This window comes from Sinimarinibacterium thermocellulolyticum, from assembly GCF_040327995.1.
GTDB classification, from domain to species: Bacteria; Pseudomonadota; Gammaproteobacteria; order Nevskiales; family Nevskiaceae; genus Solimonas; species Solimonas thermocellulolyticum.
The window spans coordinates 41,567-60,396 of the sequence record NZ_JBEPIJ010000006.1 but is presented as its reverse complement, the minus strand read 5'-3'; the positions used below and the strand labels follow the sequence as shown (position 1 = coordinate 60,396).

15 protein-coding genes are annotated in these 18,830 nt (G+C 68.4%); 7 read left to right on the top strand and 8 right to left on the bottom strand.

Annotated elements, in window-relative coordinates; translation table 11 throughout:
• Window positions 1-180: 180 nt before the first annotated feature.
• The gene (gene msrA / locus ABSH63_RS07015) at window positions 181-807 is read left to right on the top strand and encodes a peptide-methionine (S)-S-oxide reductase MsrA (protein WP_352888585.1); all 627 of its coding nucleotides are present in this window, start codon (window positions 181-183) and stop codon (window positions 805-807) included.
• A gap of 77 nt (window positions 808-884) precedes the next feature.
• Here the strand turns inward: msrA and modC are convergent, their stop codons facing one another.
• From modC to ABSH63_RS06995, 4 genes are all read right to left on the bottom strand, one after another.
• On the bottom strand, window positions 885-1,961 hold the full coding sequence (gene modC / locus ABSH63_RS07010; RefSeq protein ID WP_352888584.1) for a molybdenum ABC transporter ATP-binding protein: 1,077 nt from the start codon (window positions 1,959-1,961) through the stop codon (window positions 885-887).
• Window positions 1,961-2,635, bottom strand: coding sequence for a molybdate ABC transporter permease subunit (gene modB, locus ABSH63_RS07005; RefSeq protein WP_352888583.1), 675 nt, complete (start codon window positions 2,633-2,635; stop codon window positions 1,961-1,963). The genes modC and modB overlap by 1 nt, the downstream gene beginning before the upstream one ends.
• 3 nt (window positions 2,636-2,638) lie before the next feature.
• Window positions 2,639-3,412: a molybdate ABC transporter substrate-binding protein gene (gene modA / locus ABSH63_RS07000; protein ID WP_352888582.1), complete on the bottom strand. Its 774-nt coding sequence runs from the start codon at window positions 3,410-3,412 to the stop codon at window positions 2,639-2,641.
• Window positions 3,413-3,483: 71 nt separating this feature from the next.
• Window positions 3,484-5,865 (bottom strand): neutral/alkaline non-lysosomal ceramidase N-terminal domain-containing protein, encoded by a 2,382-nt coding sequence (locus tag ABSH63_RS06995; protein ID WP_352888581.1) that lies wholly within the window; start codon window positions 5,863-5,865, stop codon window positions 3,484-3,486.
• A gap of 252 nt (window positions 5,866-6,117) precedes the next feature.
• On the opposite strand from ABSH63_RS06995, the gene ABSH63_RS06990 reads away from it, so the two are divergent.
• From ABSH63_RS06990 to ABSH63_RS06965, 6 genes are all read left to right on the top strand, one after another.
• Window positions 6,118-6,564: a hypothetical protein gene (locus tag ABSH63_RS06990; protein WP_352888579.1), complete on the top strand. Its 447-nt coding sequence runs from the start codon at window positions 6,118-6,120 to the stop codon at window positions 6,562-6,564.
• Between the two features lie 89 nt (window positions 6,565-6,653).
• Complete coding sequence (locus ABSH63_RS06985; protein WP_352888577.1) at window positions 6,654-8,474, top strand: long-chain-acyl-CoA synthetase; 1,821 nt, start codon at window positions 6,654-6,656, stop codon at window positions 8,472-8,474.
• 195 nt (window positions 8,475-8,669) lie between these two features.
• Window positions 8,670-9,134: an SRPBCC family protein gene (locus tag ABSH63_RS06980; protein ID WP_352888576.1), complete on the top strand. Its 465-nt coding sequence runs from the start codon at window positions 8,670-8,672 to the stop codon at window positions 9,132-9,134.
• Window positions 9,135-9,177: 43 nt separating this feature from the next.
• Window positions 9,178-10,485 carry an acyl-CoA dehydrogenase family protein gene (locus ABSH63_RS06975; protein WP_352888738.1) on the top strand — a complete coding sequence of 436 codons (1,308 nt, stop codon included), beginning with the start codon at window positions 9,178-9,180 and terminating at the stop codon, window positions 10,483-10,485.
• 11 nt (window positions 10,486-10,496) lie between these two features.
• Entirely contained in the window at window positions 10,497-11,717 is a 1,221-nt protein-coding gene (locus tag ABSH63_RS06970; RefSeq protein WP_352888575.1) for an acyl-CoA dehydrogenase family protein, read from the top strand.
• Window positions 11,718-11,807: 90 nt separating this feature from the next.
• Entirely contained in the window at window positions 11,808-12,593 is a 786-nt protein-coding gene (locus ABSH63_RS06965) for a MerR family transcriptional regulator (RefSeq protein WP_352888573.1), read from the top strand.
• A gap of 53 nt (window positions 12,594-12,646) precedes the next feature.
• Here the strand turns inward: ABSH63_RS06965 and ABSH63_RS06960 are convergent, their stop codons facing one another.
• From ABSH63_RS06960 to ABSH63_RS06945, 4 genes are read right to left on the bottom strand one after another with little or no spacing between them, the layout of a single operon-like run.
• Window positions 12,647-13,486, bottom strand: a complete 840-nt coding sequence (locus tag ABSH63_RS06960) for an SDR family NAD(P)-dependent oxidoreductase (RefSeq protein WP_352888572.1) — start codon at window positions 13,484-13,486, stop codon at window positions 12,647-12,649.
• 16 nt (window positions 13,487-13,502) lie between these two features.
• Entirely contained in the window at window positions 13,503-16,040 is a 2,538-nt protein-coding gene (locus tag ABSH63_RS06955) for an efflux RND transporter permease subunit (protein ID WP_352888570.1), read from the bottom strand.
• A 25-nt stretch (window positions 16,041-16,065) separates the two neighbouring features.
• Entirely contained in the window at window positions 16,066-17,136 is a 1,071-nt protein-coding gene (locus ABSH63_RS06950; RefSeq protein ID WP_352888569.1) for a WD40/YVTN/BNR-like repeat-containing protein, read from the bottom strand.
• A 22-nt stretch (window positions 17,137-17,158) separates the two neighbouring features.
• Entirely contained in the window at window positions 17,159-18,775 is a 1,617-nt protein-coding gene (locus ABSH63_RS06945) for a DUF1329 domain-containing protein (protein ID WP_434223255.1), read from the bottom strand.
• Between the last annotated feature and the right edge of the window lie 55 nt (window positions 18,776-18,830).

Here is an 18,830-nt window from a genome sequence, read left to right as displayed (position 1 = left end):
CAAACGAGATGTCCGATGATAGTCGTTCTCATTTTCATGCTCAATCTGGGGGTAGTGCCCGCCGACCGCCCGGCGTCCGGCGTTCGCGCGTCGCGCGGCACTGCGTCGCGGGATGCACCCGGCGACAGTCATCGCCAGGCGGGTCAGAATGATGGCGGCCTTTTTGCACGGAGTCGCCCAATGTCACTCGTCTCGTCCTCGCGCGGCAGCGCCCATCCACTGACGCCGGCCGAGTTTCCCGACCCCGACCAGGACATCGGCCCCGAGGCCGGCGCGCGGCAGTCGGCGGTGCTCGCCGGCGGCTGCTTTTGGTGCGTCGAAGCGGTTTATCGTCAGCTCGACGGCGTGCTCGACGTGGTGTCCGGCTACGCCGGCGACAGCGCCGCGACCGCCGATTACCAGACCGTCTGCAGCGGTACGACCAACCATGCGGAAGTGGTGCGCATCGACTTCGACGCGAGGAAGATCAGCTTCGGCACCCTGCTCAAGGTGTTCTTCTCGGTCGCGCACGACCCCACGCAGCTCAACCGGCAGGGCAACGACGTGGGCCGCCAGTACCGCTCGGCCGTGTTCTACGCTAACGAGGCGCAGCGCGTCGTCGCCGAACGCTACATCGCCAGGCTCGACGCGGCGAAGGTCTATCCCGACAAGATCGTCACCACGCTGGAAAAGCTCGACGCCTTCCACCCGGCCGAGGCCTATCACCAGGACTACGCGGCGCGTCATCCGACGCAGCCCTACATCGCCGCGGTCGCCGCGCCCAAGGTGGAGAAGCTCAGACGCTATTACGCGGATCGGTTGAAGTGATGCCTTGACCGGAGGCCCGGTCCGTGCTGGCCGATGCCGTCCGCCGCTGCGCACGCTCCGGCGCCGCCGCGTCGCGCTTAGCCGAGCAGCGCTGCCGCCTTCACTTGCGCCCACACCGCTCGTCCGGGTTCGAGTCCGAGCTGGCGCCACGAGCGCGCGGTGATACGTGCGAGCAGCGGCGTGCCGCCGGCGTCGACGCGCACCAGACACTGGGCGCCGCCGGGCAGGTCGAGCCGCTCGACGACGACGGCGGCGATGACGTTGAGGATGCTCGTGGCCTGCGGCGGCTGCGTCGTCAGGCTGACGTCGCGCGCATGCACGCGGCAGCGCAGCGTCGCGCCGACCGGCTCGCGGCGCAGCGGCACGTCGAGCGTGCCGCCGGCAAAGCGCAGCCGCGTCAGATGATCGGCGGCGTCGTGCGCTTCGACGCGGGCGTCGAAGACCACGGCCGCGGCGTCGCCGAAGCCGCCGGCGATGTCGAGCCGCGCGGCCACCTCGGGCAGCGGCCCGGCGGCGCGCACGCGGCCGTGTTCGAGCACGACCAGATGGTCGGCCAGGCGCGCGACCTCGTCGAAGGCGTGGCTGACGTAGATCGCCGGAATCGCCAGCGTCGCGTGCAGGCCTTCGAGGTAGGGCAGCACCTCCTCTTTGCGCGCGGCATCGAGCGCGGACAGCGGCTCGTCCATCAGCAGCAACTGCGGATCGGCGAGCAGCGCGCGGGCGATGGCCACACGCTGGCGCTCGCCGCCGGACAGTGTGTCCGGCCGGCGCTCGAGCAGATGGCCGATGCCGAGCAGCGCGACGATGTCGTCGAGGCGCACTGACTGTGGGCGGCCGCGGCGGCGCCAGCCGTAGTCGAGATTTGCGCGCACGCCAAGGTGCGGGAACAGCACCGCCTGCTGGCTGACGTAGCCGATGCGCCGCCGCTCGACCGGCACGAACACGTCGGCGTCGCTGTCCTGCCAGCACGCGCCGTTCACCCAGACGCTGGCGGTCGGCAAGCGGTCGAGTCCGGCGAGTGCGCGCAAGCAGCTCGTCTTGCCGGAGCCGGAGGGGCCGAACAGCGCGCTGACGCCGCGTCCGGGCAGGGTGAGCGCCACGTCGAGCGTGAAGCCGGGGCGGACCTGGATCAGGCGAGCGCGGATACCGTCCATCAGACGCTGCGCAGCCGCGGGTTGAGGGTGTACAGCAGCAGCAACGCACCGAACGACAGCGCCAGCAGCAATGCGGACAGACCATGCGCCTGGGCGTAGTCGAAGGCCTCGACGTGATCGTAGATCTGCACCGAGACCACGCGCGTTTCGCCGGGAATGCTGCCGCCGATCATCAAGACCACGCCGAACTCGCCGATGGTGTGGACGAAGCCGAGTACGCCGCCGGCCGCGATCCCGTGCCGGGACAGCGGCAGCACGACGGAGAAGAAACGGTCCAGGGCGCCGGCGCCGAGCGCCGCCGCCTCCTCGAGCGTGGCCTCGTCGATGCCTTCGAAGGCGGCGCGCAGCGGCTGCACGACGAAGGGCAACGAGTAGATCAGCGAGGCGACGACCAGACCCGGAAACGTGAAGGGCAAAAGGCCGAGGCCCAGTGCCTCAGTGATCCGGCCGAGCGGGCCCTCGGGCCCGAGCGCGACCAGCAGATAGAAGCCGAGCACCGTCGGCGGGAGCACCAGCGGCAGCGCGACCAGCGCAGCGACCGGCCGGCTCCACCACGAGCGCGTGCGGGCAAGCCACCAGGCCAGCGGCGTCGCCAGGACCAAGAGCAGCAGGGTGACGATGGCCGCGAGTTGCAGCGTCAGGCGCAGCGCGATCCAGTCAGCCTCGGAGAACATCCGCTACTCGAGCGCTGCGGGCGGCACGGTGTAGCCGTGGCGCTCGATGATGCGCCGCGCCGCGACAGTCGCGAGCAGCGCGGTGAACCTCGCCGCCGCCGGTCGATCCGCTGCGCGCCGCATGACCACATAGCCCTGATCCAGCGGCGCATGGAGCGCATCGTCGATCAGGGCGTAGCTGCCGCGCTGCGCCAGTTCCGGTTCGCGTGCCTGCGACAGCGCGATGATGCCGACCTGCGCATTGCCGCTGTGCACGAACTGCGCGGTCTGGCCGATGTTCTCGCCATAGACCAGCCGCGGCTGCACGAGGGTCCAGACGCCGGCCGCCGTGAGCGCCTCGACCGCGCGCGCGCCGTAGGGCGCGTGGCGCGGATTGGCGATGGCGATGCGCGTGAAGCGCGGATCGGCGAGGTCCGCGAGCGCCAGCGACGCGGCATCTCCGGCCGCGCGCCAGATCACCAGACGGCCGCGCGCATAGACGCGCACCGGCGCCGCCGCGAGGCCTTCTTGGACCAGCTCCTGCGGCGTTTGCATGTCGGCGGCGAAGAACAGGTCGAAAGGCGCGCCTTTGCGGATCTGCGCGGCCAGCTTGCCGGTGGACGCATAGACCGGCTCGATGCTGACGTCGGGGTGCTGCGCGCGGAAGGCCGCGGCGAGTTCTTCCATCGCCGGCTTGAAGTTCGCAGCGGTGGCCAGCAGCAAACGGTCGTTTGCGCTCGCCGGTACGAGCGCGACGATCAGCAGCAGTGCGCAGAAACGGCGGACGGGTAGGGTCATCGCTGGGATAGGGCGGTGCGGGTGAGCGTAATATCCGCGAAGGTCTGATGCGCGCCAGCGGCAGGCCGTGCTCAGATGTGGCACCGATCCGCCGCCCCGGTGACGACGAAGGGGCTCGATATGCCTTCGTAGTCCTGGGCCGGCAGCGGCAGCGTCTGCGCCCGGCCCTGGATGCGCAGGCGATAGGTGCCGGGCTCGGTGTTGCGCGGGATGGTCCACACCGCTTCGACCGTCGACGGGCCGATCGGCGCGGTGTCGATCGGCAGCGGCGAGGGAATCAGCGGCTTCCAGACGAAGCGCAGCTCGGGGTCGCGGTCCTGAGCGACGACCTGCCATTCGTCCGCACCGACCAGGCGCTCGGCGTAGACATAGCTGGACTGCAGCTTGAGGTCGTTGCGCGGATGTCCGCCCTGGATCTCGAAGCGGACGACCTCGCCGGGTGCCGCGGTCGCGGGCACGTCGGTGATGACGTCACCGAAGTCCGCCGTCGCGCCTGGTAGATCCGAGGGCACATACGGCGGGCGGCGCAGCAGCGGCACGCGATCGACATACGCCGGCCCTTCTGGCGCCGGCGTGCCCGCAGCGAGGGTCTGGGCGAGGCGCCGGGATTCCTGCTGCACCGCGGCGAGCGTCCACGGGCCATACAGCGTCGAGGCGCCCTCGTACTGCTGCACGGCGTACTCCTCGCGCGTGGTGAGGTAGTGCGCGAACTCGTTGACCAGGCCGGCGACGACGATGGTGTCGATGCCGACCGGCGCGAGCACTTCGAACAGCGTCTTCTGCAGCCGCCGCGCCGCCATCGTGGTCACTTCCCAGGGCACGCCGAGGATCGCGAGATTGCCGATGCGCAAGATCTGGAACGGCACGATGTTCGGCTCCACCGAGGCCGGCGGTCCGACCGGAATCAGGATCGGTTTTTCGGCGTGACAGGAAAGATCGAGCAGCGGCAGCGCATCGATGTTGCAGAACACCGCCTGCGACAGCAGCTCGCCGGGGATGTGGCCGCCGAGCGCATCGACGATGTCGGCCTGCGCCGCGTCGAGCAGCGCCGGATCGTCACCGCAGTTCAGGCCCTCGACGGTGAAGCCGGGTCCGTCCTCGGCGCCCGCGGCGAACGAGGGGCCGAGCACGCCCAGGCAGGTGCGCTTGATCGCAGCATCGAGCTCGGGCGGATGCGCAAGGCTCGCGAGCACCGCCGGGTCGGTGACCTCGATCGCGTCCATCTGCACGTGCATCAACCGGTAGTCGACCGGGCCGCGCAGCGGTGTGCCGCCCTGCGTGTACAGCTCCAGACTCTTGGCGAGCTGTTTGGCTGCGGCGATGCTGCTCGACTCGTAGGGATCGGCGCCGCCGCCGCGCGTCGGGTCCGGATGCGGGCGTTCGAGGATGAAGAGGTTGGGTGAGGCATCGCCCTCGTCGGTCTGCGCGAACGCGGCGACGAAGTTGTCGGCGCCGGGCTCGGCGTCGTAATCGGTGCGCATGATGCGTTCGAAGCCGAGCGAGGCCTCGCCCTTGTGGTCCGCGCCGACCAGATCCAGCTCCGGGCCAAGGATGGTCGGGTGCACGCCGAACCAGTTGATCACGCCGACGCCGCTGCCGTTCTCGCGCACCAGGTTGAGCTGCACGAAGCGCTTGTTGGTGTCGACGATCTCGCCGCGCGTGTCGGTGAACTCCAGGCGCTCGGCCTCGGGGTTCTGCTCGAAGGCGATCCGCGAGCGATTGATGTTGGTGTTGAGCAGCTCGCCGATCGCCAGCTCGATCGGCGCCGTCTGCGGATGCGCTTCGAGGTTCGCATGGGCGAGGCGGATCGCGCCGACGATGCCATCGACGATGGTGTCGAGCACGAGCGGATCGAAACCGAAGTGCAGGAAGTTGAAGGCCTCGTAATGCGAGTAGCCGGCCGGGCCCTGGTGCGTGTGCGTCGCCGACAGCATCAGATTGTCTGGCCCGTAGTGCGGCGCCAATGCTGGATCGGCGGCGATCTGGTCGAGCACGCCCAGGCGCACGGCACCGAACATCTGCCCGGTGTCGGTCGACACGAACAGCACGCGCTTGCCGTTGCACGGCGAGGCGATCGCGAAGGCGCGCGCGTATTGGCGCGTGTACAGGCCGCGGAACACCTGCGTCGGGTCCTCCCAGCCCATGCCACTGGTGTTCGCGACCGGGCCGGTGATGTCGTACAGGCCCGAGCCGAAGCGGAAGGCGCGGTTGTCGGCGCAAGCGCCGCCGGCGCGGCCGACGTTGCCGGGTTCCACTGCGAGCCGGCGTCCCGGTGCGTCGATGCCGGCGCCGACCTGAAGGTAGGGGCTGGAAAGCGTGCACGCGGCGCGCTCGACGTCGGCGACGCTGCGCGCGCTGCCGAGGCCGCCCGGCGGCGCCGAATCCCCGCAGGCACCGAGGCTCAGGGTCAGGGCGATGACGACGAAGCAGGGCGCTGGGGCTGGGCGTGACATCGTGGAAGCAATCGGCAACGGGGTCGCCCATCCTAGCCCGCGCGACGCGAGCGTGTCCGCTCGTCTTGCCGCATCGGCCCTTGATCGCGCCGCGGCCACGGCCGGCCGGTCGCCGGGGTATGAACCACAGCGTCGGCTCCGACGCTCGCGCCGGAGGCAGGGATGCCGGGGTCCGACACCAAGGTTTGCCCTCCGGGTCTTGCGGGACGCAGGCCCGAGAGCGCCAACGCCCCCGTTGGAGGTTGCAGGCTCGTGGGTCACGCAGTCCCCGTCGAATCGATCTGGCCGTTTCACCCGCGCGCCTTCCTCGAAACCTTGCGCGGCCGGCTGTTGCGCGTGACCACCGGCATGCCGCCCGGCGTGCAGCGGCTGGAGCTGGCGATCGAGGTGTTCTGGTATGCCGCGCTCGATCTGGGCGCGGGACGGCATCTGCGCTGGTTGGCGCTGACCCGCGACGGCCATCCGCTCGGCGAGCTGATCGGCCCGGTGCGGCTGATGCTGCGCTCGGAGCTGACCCACGCCGGCGCGCGGCAGCCGGACGCGCTGGTCGACGACGTGCTGCAGCAGGTGCTCGCCGTCGCCGAGCACGAGGCCCGACTGGGTCGCCGCGACTCGCTCCTGCGCGAGGACTTCACCACCTGGCTGCGCCGGCGCATAACCGGCGTCGGCGGCGAGCCGGCGTTCGCACGCTTGGCATAGGATCGCCACGGCGCGTTGTCGCGCCAGCGATTGCCGATTGCGCGGCGCTGCGGAACAGTAGCGGTCCGGCCCGTTACGTTCGACGCCCGATGAGTTCTTCCCCCACCGCAGACGTCATCCGTTTCCGCGACCTCGTGCGCGGCGCCGTCCACAGCTTGCCCGATGCGCTGACGGTCAACCGTGGCCTGTTCAACCTGATTTGGCTCAAACCGGATCATCGACACTCGATCGGCCGCGTGCTGGAAAAGCTCGCGGCGTCGCAGCCGCGGCATCCGGCGTTGCGCTTCGAGGAACGCGTCTGGACCTATTCTGAGTTCAACGCCTGGGCCAATCGCATCGCTAGCATGCTACGCCAGCAGGGCGTGCGCGCCGGCGACAGCGTCGCGATCCTGATGGAGAACCGCCCCGAGGTGCTGGCCTGTGTCGCGGCGACGGTCAAGCTCGGCGCGATCGCCGGCATGATCAACCACCAGCAGCGCGGCGAAGTGCTCGCGCACAGCCTTGCGCTCACCCGCGCGCGCGTCATCATCTGCGGCGAGGAATGCATGGCGGCGCTGGCGTCGAGCGGTTATACCCCGGACGAGATGCCCGGCCTGCGCTGGATCTGGGTCGGCGAGGGCAGCGCGCCGATCGGCTGGCTGCACCTCGCCGACGGCGTCGCCGGCGGCGAGCCGACCAACCCGCCCCAGACCGCGCGCGTGCGCCTGCGCGATCCGTGCTTCTACATCTTCACCTCGGGCACGACCGGGCTACCGAAGGCCTCGGTGATGACGCACTACCGCTGGATGCGCGGCATGGCCGGCCTCGGCCAGATGGCGCTGCGGCTCAAGCCGGCCGACGTGCTGTACTGCTGCCTGCCGCTGTATCACAACAACGCACTGACGGTGTCCTGGGGGGCGGTGCTCGGCACCGGCGCGACGCTCGCGCTGGGCCGCAAGTTCTCCGCCTCGCGCTTCTGGGACGAGATCCGCGCGCACGGCGCGACCAGCTTCTGCTACATCGGCGAGCTGTGCCGTTACCTGCTCAACCGTCCGGCGGATGCGCGCGATCGCGATCACGCGGTGCGCGTGATCGTCGGCAATGGCCTACGCCCGGAGATCTGGGACGCCTTCCAGCAACGCTTCGGCATCGAGCGCATCAGCGAGTTTTACGGCGCGTCCGAGAGCAATCTGGCCTTCGTCAACGGCTTCGATGTCTCGCGCACCGCCGGCTTCTGTCCGCTGCCGTTCGCGGTCGTCGCCTTCGATGCCGATTCTGAGGCGCCGCTGCGCGACGCGCGCGGCTTCATGCAGAAGGTCAAGCGCGGTGAGATCGGGCTTCTGATCTGCGAGGTCACCGACCGCGCGCCCTTCGACGGCTATACCGACGAGCAGGCCAGCCAGGCCAAGCTGCTGCGCGACGTCTTCAAGAAGGGCGACTGCTGGTTCAACACCGGCGATCTGGTGCGCGACCAGGGGTTCCGTCATATCCAGTTCGCCGACCGTATCGGCGACACCTTCCGCTGGAAGGGCGAGAACGTCGCGACGACCGAGGTCGAAGCGGCTTGCAACACCTTTCCCGGCATCGAGCAGGCGGTGGTCTACGGCGTGCAGGTGCCGAACGCCGACGGCCGCGCCGGCATGGCCGCGCTGTGCTTCGCGCAGCCGCCGGATGCACAGACCCTGCAACGGCTCGCGCAGCACTTGTGCGCGGCACTGCCACCCTACGCGGTGCCGCTGTTCCTGCGCCTGCGCAGCGAGCAGGAGACCACCAGCACCTTCAAGTTCCGCAAGAACACCCTCAAGCGGGAGGGTTTCGATCCGTTCCGGATTGCCGAGCCGCTCTACGTGCTGCGCGACCGCAGCGTCGGTTACGAGCCGTTGACGCCGGAGTTGTTCGCCGCGATCGGCAACGGCACCTTGCGTTTCTGAGCGATTCCGTCGGATCCCACGTTGGGAGGATCGGCGTCAAAGGCGCGTGGTTCGCCGCCAGGTCCGCGCGTTCGCCGGATGCAGCGCGCCGGATTGACCGAACCGACCCGGTGTCCCACCCTCGCGGCCAAGGTTGCCGTGCGTGGCGGATGCCAAGCTCTGCGGCATACCCATCCGTGGTTCAAGCAAAACGGTATGAAGGTCAACATCCAGATTTCGCGCAGTCTCGACGTGGATGCGCCGATCGAGCGCGTGCGTACGCTGCTCGACGACTACGAGAACACGATCCGGCGCTTTCCCAAGCTGCGCAAGCTCACTGCGCTGGAGCCGAACGCCTACCTGTGGGAGATGGCGCCGATCGGCTCGCGCACCGCCGGCATCTCCCATGAGGTGCGCTACGCGGCGCGCTACACGGTCAAGCCCGAGCAGGGCCTGCTCGAATGGACGCCGCTGCCCAAGCACGGCAACGCGACCATCGAAGGGCGCATGCAGCTCGCATCGCGCGGCCAGGGCACGCGCCTGTCGTTCGACGTCAAAGGCGAGCTGCGCGACGTGCCGGTGCCGCTGATGTACCGCCTGGTGGCGCCGCCCTTCATCCAGGGCACGTTCACGCGCCTGGTCGACATCTTCCTCGAACAGACGCGCGACGCCTTGATCTGACACGCCCACCACGGAGGCGCCCATGGGCATCGGCGGCAAAACGATGGGACTTGGCTTGCGGGCACTGAATCGATTCGCGGGGCTCGCGCTGATCGACCGGCTCGGTCTGCGCAAGCCGGCGGAGAAGGCGCTGTACCATGGCGCCCGCCTCGGCTTTCGCGGCGCCGGCTCGCTGGCGCGCGGACTTGGCGCGACGCAGAAGCTGCTCAAGCCGGCGCGTCTCGCGCGCGGATCGTCGAGCGGCCTGTTCGACCTGACGCCCACCGAGGAGCAAGCGATGCTGCGCGACGCGGCGGCGAGCTTTGCGCGCGAGACGCTGCGCAGCGCCGCAGCGGCGGCCGATGCCGCCGGTGCGGCGCCGCTGGAGGTGCTGGCCGGCATCAACGAGCTGGGCATCGCCGCGATGTCGATCCCCGAAGCCTTCAGCGGCGTCGGCAGCGAGCGTTCGGCGGTCACGCAGGTGCTGATTCACGAGGCGCTCGCCTATGGCGACATGGGCCTTGCGGTCGCCGGACTCGCGCCGTCGGCGGTGTCGACCGCGCTGGTGCTCTGGGGCGATGAGGCGCAGCAGTCGGCCTATCTGCCGGCCTTCGCCGGTGAACACGCGCCGGTCGCAGCGCTCGCGGTCAACGAGCCGCAGCCATTGTTTGATCCCCTCAAGCCGCAGCTGCGCGCGCGATGCACCGCCGAGGGCTTCGTGCTCGACGGCGTCAAGTCGCTGGTGCCGCGCGCCGATCAGGCCGAGCTCTTGATCGTCGCCGCGGCGCTCGACGATGGTGCGCCGCAGCCGCGACCGGCCCTGTTCCTGGTCGAGGCCGCCGGCGCCAAGCTGCGCTACGCGGCCGAGCCGGCGATGGGTTTGCGCGCGGCATCGACGATGCGCGTCGAGTTCGACGCCGTGAAGCTGCCGAGCGCAGCCCTGCTCGGCGGGGGCGATCCGACGATCTACCGCGACTGCATTCGTCTTGCCCGCCTCGGCTGGTGCGCGCTCGCGGTCGGCACCGCGCAGGCTGCACTGGACCACGTGATTCCCTACGTCAACGAGCGCGTCGCCTTCGGCGAGCCGATCAGCCATCGCCAGTCGGTGGCGTTCGCGGTCGCCGACATCGCCATCGAGCTCGAAGGCATGCGCCTGGCCACCTGGCGCGCCGCGAGTCGCGCCGAGCAGGGTCTGGACTTCGCCCGCGCGACCGCGATCGCGCGCCGCCTGTGCGCCGACAAGGGCATGCGCATCGGCTCGGACGCGGTGCAACTGCTCGGCGGCCACGGCTTCGTCAAGGAGCACCCGGTCGAGCGCTGGTACCGCGACCTGCGCGCGGCGGCGGTGATGGAAGGCGTGGTGCTGATTTAAGGGTGCAGCCGATGATCAACCTCGAAACGCCGAAGAAGTTCCGCAGGCTCGTCGAGCAGGCGCATCAGGTCGCCACCGAGCTGTTCCGGCCCAACTCGCGCCGCTACGACCGCGCCGAGCACGTGTATCCGAAGGAACTCGACATGCTCGGCGCGCTGCTCGACGGCATGAACGCGGGGGGCGGGGGCGGTGGTGCCGGCGCCGCCGGCGTGCGCCGCAACGGCGGCGAGGACGAAGGCAACCGCAATGGCAGCAATCTCGCGACCGTGCTCGGCACGATGGAGCTGTGCTGGGGCGACGTCGGCTTTCTGTTGACCATGCCGCGTCAGGGCCTCGGCAATTCGGCGATCGCCAGCGTCGCCACCGACGAGCAGCTCGAACGTTTCAAGGGCAAGTGGGCGGCGATGGCGATCACCGAGCCGCACTGCGGCTCGGACTCGGCGGCGATCCGCACGACCGCAAGGCTCGACGGCGATCACTACGTGCTCAACGGCGAGAAGATCTATGTGACCGCCGGCGAGCGCGCCGAGCTGGTGGTGGTCTGGGCGACGCTGGACCGCAACGCCGGCCGCGCCGCGATCAAGCCCTTCGTCGTCGAGAAGGGCACACCCGGCTTCGAGCTCGTGCGTCTCGAACACAAACTCGGCATCCGCGCCTCGGACACCGCGGCCTTCGTGCTCAAGGACGTGCGCGTGCCCAGGGAAAACCTGCTCGGCGATCCGGCCATCAACGTCGACAAGGGCTTCGCCGGCGTGATGCAGACCTTCGACAACACGCGTCCGCTGGTCGCGGCGATGGCCGTGGGTCTGGCGCGTGCCTGCCTCGAAGAGACGCGCAAGCTGATCGAGCAGGCCGGCATCGAACTCGATGACGATGCCCCGGCCTACGCCCAGCACGCCGCAGCGAGCGAGTACCGGCGTCTCGAAGCGGACTACGAGGCAGCGCGCCTGCTCACGCTGCAGGCGGCGTGGATGGCCGACAATCGCAAACCCAATTCGCTGCAAGCGTCGATGGCCAAGGCCAAGGCCGGGCGCAGTTGCGTCGAGGTCGCGCTCAAGTGTGTCGAGCTGGCCGGCACGCTCGGCTACGCCGAGGGCGAGCACGGCGCCGGTCTGCTCGAAAAATGGGCGCGCGATGCCAAGATCCTCGACATCTTCGAGGGCACCCAGCAGATCCAGCAGCTCATCATCGCCCGGCGCCTGCTCGGCAAGACCTCGGCGGAGCTGAAGTAGCCGCGCGAGCCGCGGCGGTCGGCCTTCGGGCTATCATCGACCGCCATGGCAGCCCCAAAGACACGCAGGACGACGGACAGCGCGCCGCTCGTGACCAAGGCGGACGAGCCGCGCCGGTCCGCCGAGTACAGCGTCGAGGACCTGGCGCGCGCCGCGCGGACCACGGTGCGCAACGTGCGCGCCTACCAGGACCGCGGCCTGATTCCGCCGCCGGAGCGACGCGGACGCATCGGTGTCTACAACGAATCCCATCTGTCGCGGCTGCGCATCATCGGCCAGATGCTGGAGCGCGGCTACACGCTGAGCAGTATCGGCGAGCTGCTCGAAGCCTGGGAACGCGGCTCGGATCTCGCCGGCCTGCTCGGGCTGGAATCGGCAGTGTCGAGTCCGTGGACCGACGAGACGCCCAAGCTCTATTCGCTGACTGAGCTGGTCAAGCTGTTCGGGGGCAGCTTCAAGCTGCCGTGGCTGGTCAAGGCCGCCGAGCTGGGCATCCTCGTCCCCGAGGGCGCGCGCTTTCGCGCGCCGAGTCCGCGCATGATCCAGGCCGGCGCCGAGCTGGTGAAGGCCGGCATTCCGCTCGACGAGATGCTCGACGTGGTCGCGCAACTGCGCGGTAATGTCGAGCTGGCGGCGGACCGCATGGTGCAGCTCGTCGAGCAGCACCTGTTCGACCGCTTCGGCAAAGGCCTGCCGCCGGCCGAGGAAGTGCCGCGGCTCGGTGAGATCATCTGGCGCCTGCGTCCGCTGGTGGAGATGGCGGTGCACGCCGAGGTCGCGCGCGCGATGGAGGCCGCGGCGACGCGCCACTTGGGGGACCGCCTCGCGGCGATCCTCGACCACATGACGCAGGCCAAGAAGAAGGCCAAGAAGTAGGGCAGAGCGAGTGTTGCGAGGCTCGAAGATTCGCGCTTGAGGGAGCTGCCTGCCTACCGTATCGACAGTCTCGTGAGCCCCGAGACCACGCGCTGGTAGGCGGTGGGCATCAGGCGCACGGCGAGATCGATGACGCGCGCATCCGCGCCGATCAGCACGCGCCGCGCATTGCGCTCGACGCCGCGCAGGATGGTCTTCGCCGCGCTCTCGGCGCTGGTGCGGAACAGCTTTTCGAAACGCGCCTTGGCTTCGTCGGGGTCGCGGCCGGTCAGCGCCCGCATGCTGTCGCTGTCGTAGCGCGCGGCGCGGGCGATGTTGGTCTTGATGCCGCCGGGGTGCACGCAGGTCGCGCTCACCGGCGCCCCCGCGAGCTCCAGCTCCTGGCGCAGGCATTCGGTGAAGCCGCGCACGGCGAACTTGGTGGCGTTGTAGGCGCCCTGGCTCGGTACCGCGACCAGTCCAAACACGCTGGAGATGTTGATCACATGGCCTTCGCCGGAGGCGCGCAACTGTGGCAGGAAGGCGCGCGTGCCATGGACCACGCCCCAGAAGTTGATGTCCATGATCCAGTGCAGGTCTTCGTCGCTGGCGCCTTCGATGCTGGCGCCGAGCGCGACACCGGCGTTGTTGAACACGAGGTTCGCCGGACCGTGGTCGGCTCGGGTCGCCTCGGCCCAGGCATAGATGGCATCGCGGTCGGCGACGTCGAGCGCCGCGGTGGTGACCTTGACGCCGTGCGCACGCGCCGCCTCGGCGGTCTGTTCCAGCGCCTGGGTGTTCACGTCGGACAGCGACAGGTGACAGCCGCGGCGCGCCAGTTCGATCGCGAGCGCACGGCCGATGCCGGACGCCGCGCCGGTGATGGCGGCGACCTTGTTCTGGAAGGTTTTCATGGACGAGACCGGAGCGTTAAGGTTTGACGGGTTTGTGGACGAACGAGGCCAGCGCTGGCAACAGCAGGATGGCGCCAAGCATGTTGGCGGTGAACATGAACAGCAGCAAAAGGCCCATGTCGATCTGGAACTGCAGTTCAGACCACAGCCAGGTCAGCACCGAGATGCCGAGTGTCGCGCCGGTGAAGATCACCGCCTTGCCGGTGCCGCGCAGGGTTTCGAAATAGGCTTCGCGCACCGGCTGACCTGCCTTGAGTCCACTGGCGAGCACGCCGTAGACGTAGACGCCGTAGTCCACGCCGATGCCGACCGCGAGCGCCAGAACCGGCAGCGTCGCCACCTTCATGCCGATGTCGAGCGTCGCCATGACCCCGTAGCCGAGCTGCGAGACGATCGCCAGCGGCAGCACGATGCACAGGATCGCGCGCCAGTCGCGGAACGACAGCCACAGCAGCACCAGGATCACGACGTAGACCCAGAGCACGACCTCGGTCTCCTTGTCCTTGACCACTTCGTTGGTCGCCGCCATCACGCCGACGTTGCCGGTGGCCAGCGCGAAGTTCACCGGGCAAGGCAGGTCCATCGCCTCGTACTCGGACAGCAGACGGTCGCGTTCGGCCGCTGCAGCGCGCTGCGCCTCGGGATCGCCGCTCGTCGCGGCATCGAGCACGCGCGCGCCGGCCGCCTTGTAGGCGCGGAACGCCGCGTACTTGGCGTCGCAGTACTCGGGCGTGACCTCGGGATGGCGCTCGAAGAAGTCGGCGCGGTTGGCCTCGTTGAAGGCCTTCACCTCGTCGACGATGTGGCTGATGGTGTCGGCCTTGTGGTCCTTGGTGAACAGGTAGACCGCGAGCGCGTCGCAGTCGTCGTTGAGCAGGCCGGTACTCGTCGGCACCAGAGCCGTGGCCTGCGCCAGCGCATAGCGGTTGCGCGGCAGGACCAGGGCGTTGAGCCGGCCTTCGGACAGGCCTTGGTAAACCAGCTTGGCAAAGGTCAGCAGCGACAGCGTCGACTGTACGCCGGGATTGTTTTCGAGCTGCCAGGCGAAGCGGTCGATCTGCTCGACCTGCTCGTAATCGATGCAGCCGTTCGGTGGCATCTCGGCGATCACCTTGAAGATGTCGACGGCGATGTCGTAGTTGTCGGTGATCGCGTTGAAGTCCTGGTTGAAGCGCGAGTCCGGGCGCAGTTCCGGCACGCCCTTGATCGCGTCGCCGATCTTCAGATCCTTGGCCGCCCAGAACGACCAGGCGGTGATGCCCGCGGCGACGACGAACACGCTGACCGCAACCGGCTTGTGGGTGACGCCGGAGAGCCACCACCAGAGTTTGTCGAGCACCGCGTCGCGCTTGTTCTGGCGCTCGACGAAGGCATCGACGTCCTTGATTCTGATCATCGTCAGCCAGATCGGCACGAACAGCTTGTTGGCGACGATGATGCCGATGCCGCCGAGCACGGCGTTGAGCGACATCTCGCGGATGATCTGGATCTCGATCAGATAGATCGTCGCGAAGCCGGCGATGTCGGTCAGCAGCGCGACGGTGCCGGCGATGGCGAGACGGCGGAAGGTGATCAGCGAGGCATCGTAACTGCTCTTGCCGGCGTGGACCTCATCGACCCAGGCATTGACGTACTGCACGCCATGGCTGACCGAGACCGCGAGAATCAGGAACGGCACGAGGATCGCGAACGGATCGAGACCGAAGCCGATCGTGCGCAGCAGGCCCATCTCCCAGATCACCGCGACGACCGAGGAGGCCAGCGGAATCATGCCGAGCTTGAACGAGCCGCAGTAGAGCCACAGCAGCAATCCGGTGATGATCAGCGCGAGGAAGAAGAAGCCGGCGACCTCGAGCGAGGCCTTGGTCATGTCGTCGACGATTTTGGCGAAGCCGATGATCTGGACGGTGATGCCGTCCTTCTCGTACTTCTCGCGCAGCTTTTCGAGATAGGCGCCGACGGCGCGGTAGTCGAGCTTCTCGCCGGTGGTCGGATCGATCTCCAGCAACTCGGTCATGATCATCGCGCCGCGCTGGTCGTTGGTGACCAGGCGGCCGATGACCTGCGCCTTGGCGACGTTGGAGCGCACCTTCTCCAGCATCTCCGGCGTCGGTTGGTAGTCCGGCGGGATCACGGTTGCGCCGGCCAGACCGCCCTCGACGTTCTCGACATAGTTGACGTTGGGCGTGAACAGCGACATCACGCGCGCACGATCGACGCCTGGGGTAAAGAACACGTCGTCGGTCGCCCGCTGCAGCGTGTTCATGAACTCGGGGTTGTAGATGTCGCCGTCTTCCTGGATCAGCGAGAACAACACGGTGTTGGCGCCGCCGAAGTCGCGGTAGTACTCGCGGAACTTCTGCATGTATGGGTGGTTCAGCGGTACCGCCTTCAGGTAGCCGGCATCCGGCTGCAGGCGTGCGGTCTGCACCAGGAAGAACGCCGTGAGGATCAGCAGGATCGCGTGCGTGAGGTGGCGTCGCGTGTAGACGATCGGTTCGACGACGCGCAGGATGCGGTCCGTAATCGGACCGCTGATGGCGGCTCCAGCCATGGTCTATTTCCCCGAAGAATGACGGTCAGGGCAGCGCGACGCGCTGCACGCCGGCGGTGCCGACGACGATCAACGCGTCGCCGTCGGCGATGCCGGCATTCATGTTGTTGTCCGGTACCACCGGCAGCCGTACCAGGCGGCCGCCATCCAGGTCCGCCTGCATCACGTGGCCGTTCATGCCGACCAGCAGCACGCGGCCGTCCGCGGTCACCAGGGCATCGAATAGGCTTTCGACCTGCTCGCTGGCGAGCGCACGCCAGCCGCTGACCTCGGTCACCGGGCTGGCACCGCTGCTGGCGGCGCCCGGATCGAGTGCGGCATCACGCAGCGCCTGCAGCGCCTCGGCGCTGAGCGGCTCGACGGCATCGAGGTCGGCGGCGTAGAAGGCGTTGCCGCGTAGGCCGAACACCAACACGCCGGACTGGCCAATCGGCAGCGCGCCGAAGTACGAGCCGGTGTACGGCGAGCGCAGGCGCTGCCAGCTCGCGCCGCGATCCCGTGAGCGCGCGAGAAAGCCCCGCTCACCGGCGATCAAGAGCGAGCCGTCTCCGAGCGCGACCAGGTTGTACAGGTTCGGCTGGTCCTCAAAGGCCTCGGACTCGATCGGCGAGAGTGTCCTGCCGCCGTCGTTGGTCGCCAGCAGACTGCCGTTGGCACCGACGAGCAGGCCGTGGTCGCGGTCGAAGAAGTGCAGGTCGAAGTACGGGCGTCCCCAGTCCGGGTCGAACTGCAGCAGCGTCCAAGTACTGCCGCCGTCCTCGGTGCGGAGCAGCGTGCCGTCGTAGCCCACCGCCCAGCCGTGGCGCTCGTCGAAGAAGTGCAGGCGCGTGAGCGTCGCGTCAACCGGCACTGCGACCTGCTGCCAGTCGCGGCCGTCCGCCGACAGCAGGATGTTGCCGCGCGCTCCGGCGACGACCCCGCCTTTGCCGGAACGCGCGACATCGAGCAGCAGCGCCGAGGCGGCGCGCGGCGCGATCAGCGCCGGACGCGGCCGGCGCGATGGGTCTTCACTCACGCCGCCCTGTGCTGCGGTCGCGAGTGGCTGCAGCAGCAGTGCGGCGCTCGCCGCCAGCACAACGCGATATGTTCGACACATCCGGCTTCTCCGCTGCGCTTTTTCAGCGACTCTGCGCCCGGCGCGATAGGCTGTTGGGAGCAAAGTCCTTGTCCTGCAGCTTGATCTTGAAGTCGCTGATGCGGTCTTCGTTCTGCAGCGCGGTGACGAAGTAACGGCCGCTCTGCAGGTCGTAGATGATCTCGGGGATGCCGGTGACCGTCGGCACGAACGGTACCGTCAGCAGCTGCGCCTCCTGCACTTTCCAGAGCTGGTCGCGGTTGTCGTAGCAATCGACCACCGCCACCGCCCAGGAGTCCTCGTCGATGTAGAAGCGGCGCTTCTTGAACTGGTGGCGCAGCCCGTCGCGCAGCGTCGCCTCGACGATCCAGACGCGGTGCAGCTCGTAGCGCGACAGATTCTGGTTGATGTGCCCGGGGCGGATGATGTCGGCGTACTTGATCAGCGGCGCATTGATCAGGAAGGAGTTGTACGCGATGTACATCTCCTTCTTGCCGATCAGCTTCCAGTCATAGCGGTCGAGCGCGCCGTTGAACATGTCCACCTGGTCGTTGAACTGCTCGCCGTCAGTGCCGATGTAGGGGTTGTCGTAACCCACGTCCGGCGCGCGGTTCACCCGGCCCAGGCCTGGGTTGTAGATCCAGGCATCGCGGCCGCTGCCGCCGGCACCGGAGGTTTCGTGCACCAGCGTGAGCTGGCCGGCGACGCGCGGCGGCGAGAGCACTTCCGAGAGGTAGTACAGCAGGATCTTGGTCCCCGGATTCGCTTCTTCGAGGTTGGCGTACTTGAACTTCACGTCCTCGACGAGTTTGGAGATCTTGTAGCTGCCGTCGAGTTTGACGATGGCCTGGTTGTTGAAGCGGCGCACCGCGCTGCCGCGGAAACGCATCTTGTGGTTCCACAGGACCTCGGCGCCGCTCTTGGGAATCGGGAACGGAAAGCCGAGCACTGCGCCCTTGACCTCGTCGGTGCCGATCAGCTCGGCGGTGCTCGCGTTCTTGATCGTTGCCTGCTCGATCTCGGGCGGGAAGTACGCGGTGCGCAGCGACGGATAGACGATCATGCGGTAAGAGGGGTACTTGGCGAACATCGCCTTGTGGCCCTCGGTGAGCTTGTCGGCGTGCTGGGCGAGGTTGTCCTTGGTGATGATGAACTGCGGCGCCTCATACTCCCCGCCACCGCCGATCTGCTGGCGCTGCTTCTGCGCCAGCGCCTGCAGATTGCCGTCGGCAGGCAGGCCTGGGATCTTCTTCGCCGCGTCCTGCTGGCCCTTGTCGAGCTCGGCGAGGCTCTTGGGAAGCTGGCCGATGATCGCGTCGATCTGCTTGGAGATCGCTGGATAGTCTTTGATCTCGAACTTGTCGAGATACTTCAGCAGCTCGTCGAACGCCGCTGGATTCTTGCTGCGCACGGCCTCGAACTGCTGGCGCACGAGCTCCAGGCTCTCCGGCGTCTGGCTGCGGATGGTGTCGTCGAAGTACTTGCCGCCGACCCACTCGGGAATGGTGCCGTCGGCGTTGCCGGCGCGCACGGCGCCGACCGCGGTGAGCTCCTTGCCGAGTTTGGCCGCCTCGTCGGCGCTGGCCTTGGCCAAGGCCGCCGAGCTCATGGTCAGTCCGGCTGCCGTCAGTAGCGTCATCCACCCACTTGCCTTACGCATGTCGCACTCCTCGTGTTGCCGACCGTCACCCGCGCGGCATGCGCCGGGTGCAGTC

Excerpts from the sequence above, each read along its gene's own strand:
- ABSH63_RS06975 (WP_352888738.1), top strand. The coding sequence starts at position 9,178 with ATGGGACTTGGCTTGCGGGCACTGAATCGATTCGCGGGGCTCGCGCTG.
- modA (WP_352888582.1), bottom strand. The coding sequence starts at position 3,412 with ATGACCCTACCCGTCCGCCGTTTCTGCGCACTGCTGCTGATCGTCGCG.
- ABSH63_RS06970 (WP_352888575.1), top strand. The coding sequence starts at position 10,497 with ATGATCAACCTCGAAACGCCGAAGAAGTTCCGCAGGCTCGTCGAGCAG.
- ABSH63_RS06945 (WP_434223255.1), bottom strand. The coding sequence starts at position 18,775 with ATGCGTAAGGCAAGTGGGTGGATGACGCTACTGACGGCAGCCGGACTG.
- ABSH63_RS06980 (WP_352888576.1), top strand. The coding sequence starts at position 8,670 with ATGAAGGTCAACATCCAGATTTCGCGCAGTCTCGACGTGGATGCGCCG.
- ABSH63_RS06955 (WP_352888570.1), bottom strand. The coding sequence starts at position 16,040 with ATGGCTGGAGCCGCCATCAGCGGTCCGATTACGGACCGCATCCTGCGC.
- modC (WP_352888584.1), bottom strand. The coding sequence starts at position 1,961 with ATGGACGGTATCCGCGCTCGCCTGATCCAGGTCCGCCCCGGCTTCACG.
- modB (WP_352888583.1), bottom strand. The coding sequence starts at position 2,635 with ATGTTCTCCGAGGCTGACTGGATCGCGCTGCGCCTGACGCTGCAACTC.
- ABSH63_RS06960 (WP_352888572.1), bottom strand. The coding sequence starts at position 13,486 with ATGAAAACCTTCCAGAACAAGGTCGCCGCCATCACCGGCGCGGCGTCC.
- ABSH63_RS06995 (WP_352888581.1), bottom strand. The coding sequence starts at position 5,865 with ATGTCACGCCCAGCCCCAGCGCCCTGCTTCGTCGTCATCGCCCTGACC.
- msrA (WP_352888585.1), top strand. The coding sequence starts at position 181 with ATGTCACTCGTCTCGTCCTCGCGCGGCAGCGCCCATCCACTGACGCCG.
- ABSH63_RS06950 (WP_352888569.1), bottom strand. The coding sequence starts at position 17,136 with ATGTGTCGAACATATCGCGTTGTGCTGGCGGCGAGCGCCGCACTGCTG.
- ABSH63_RS06985 (WP_352888577.1), top strand. The coding sequence starts at position 6,654 with ATGAGTTCTTCCCCCACCGCAGACGTCATCCGTTTCCGCGACCTCGTG.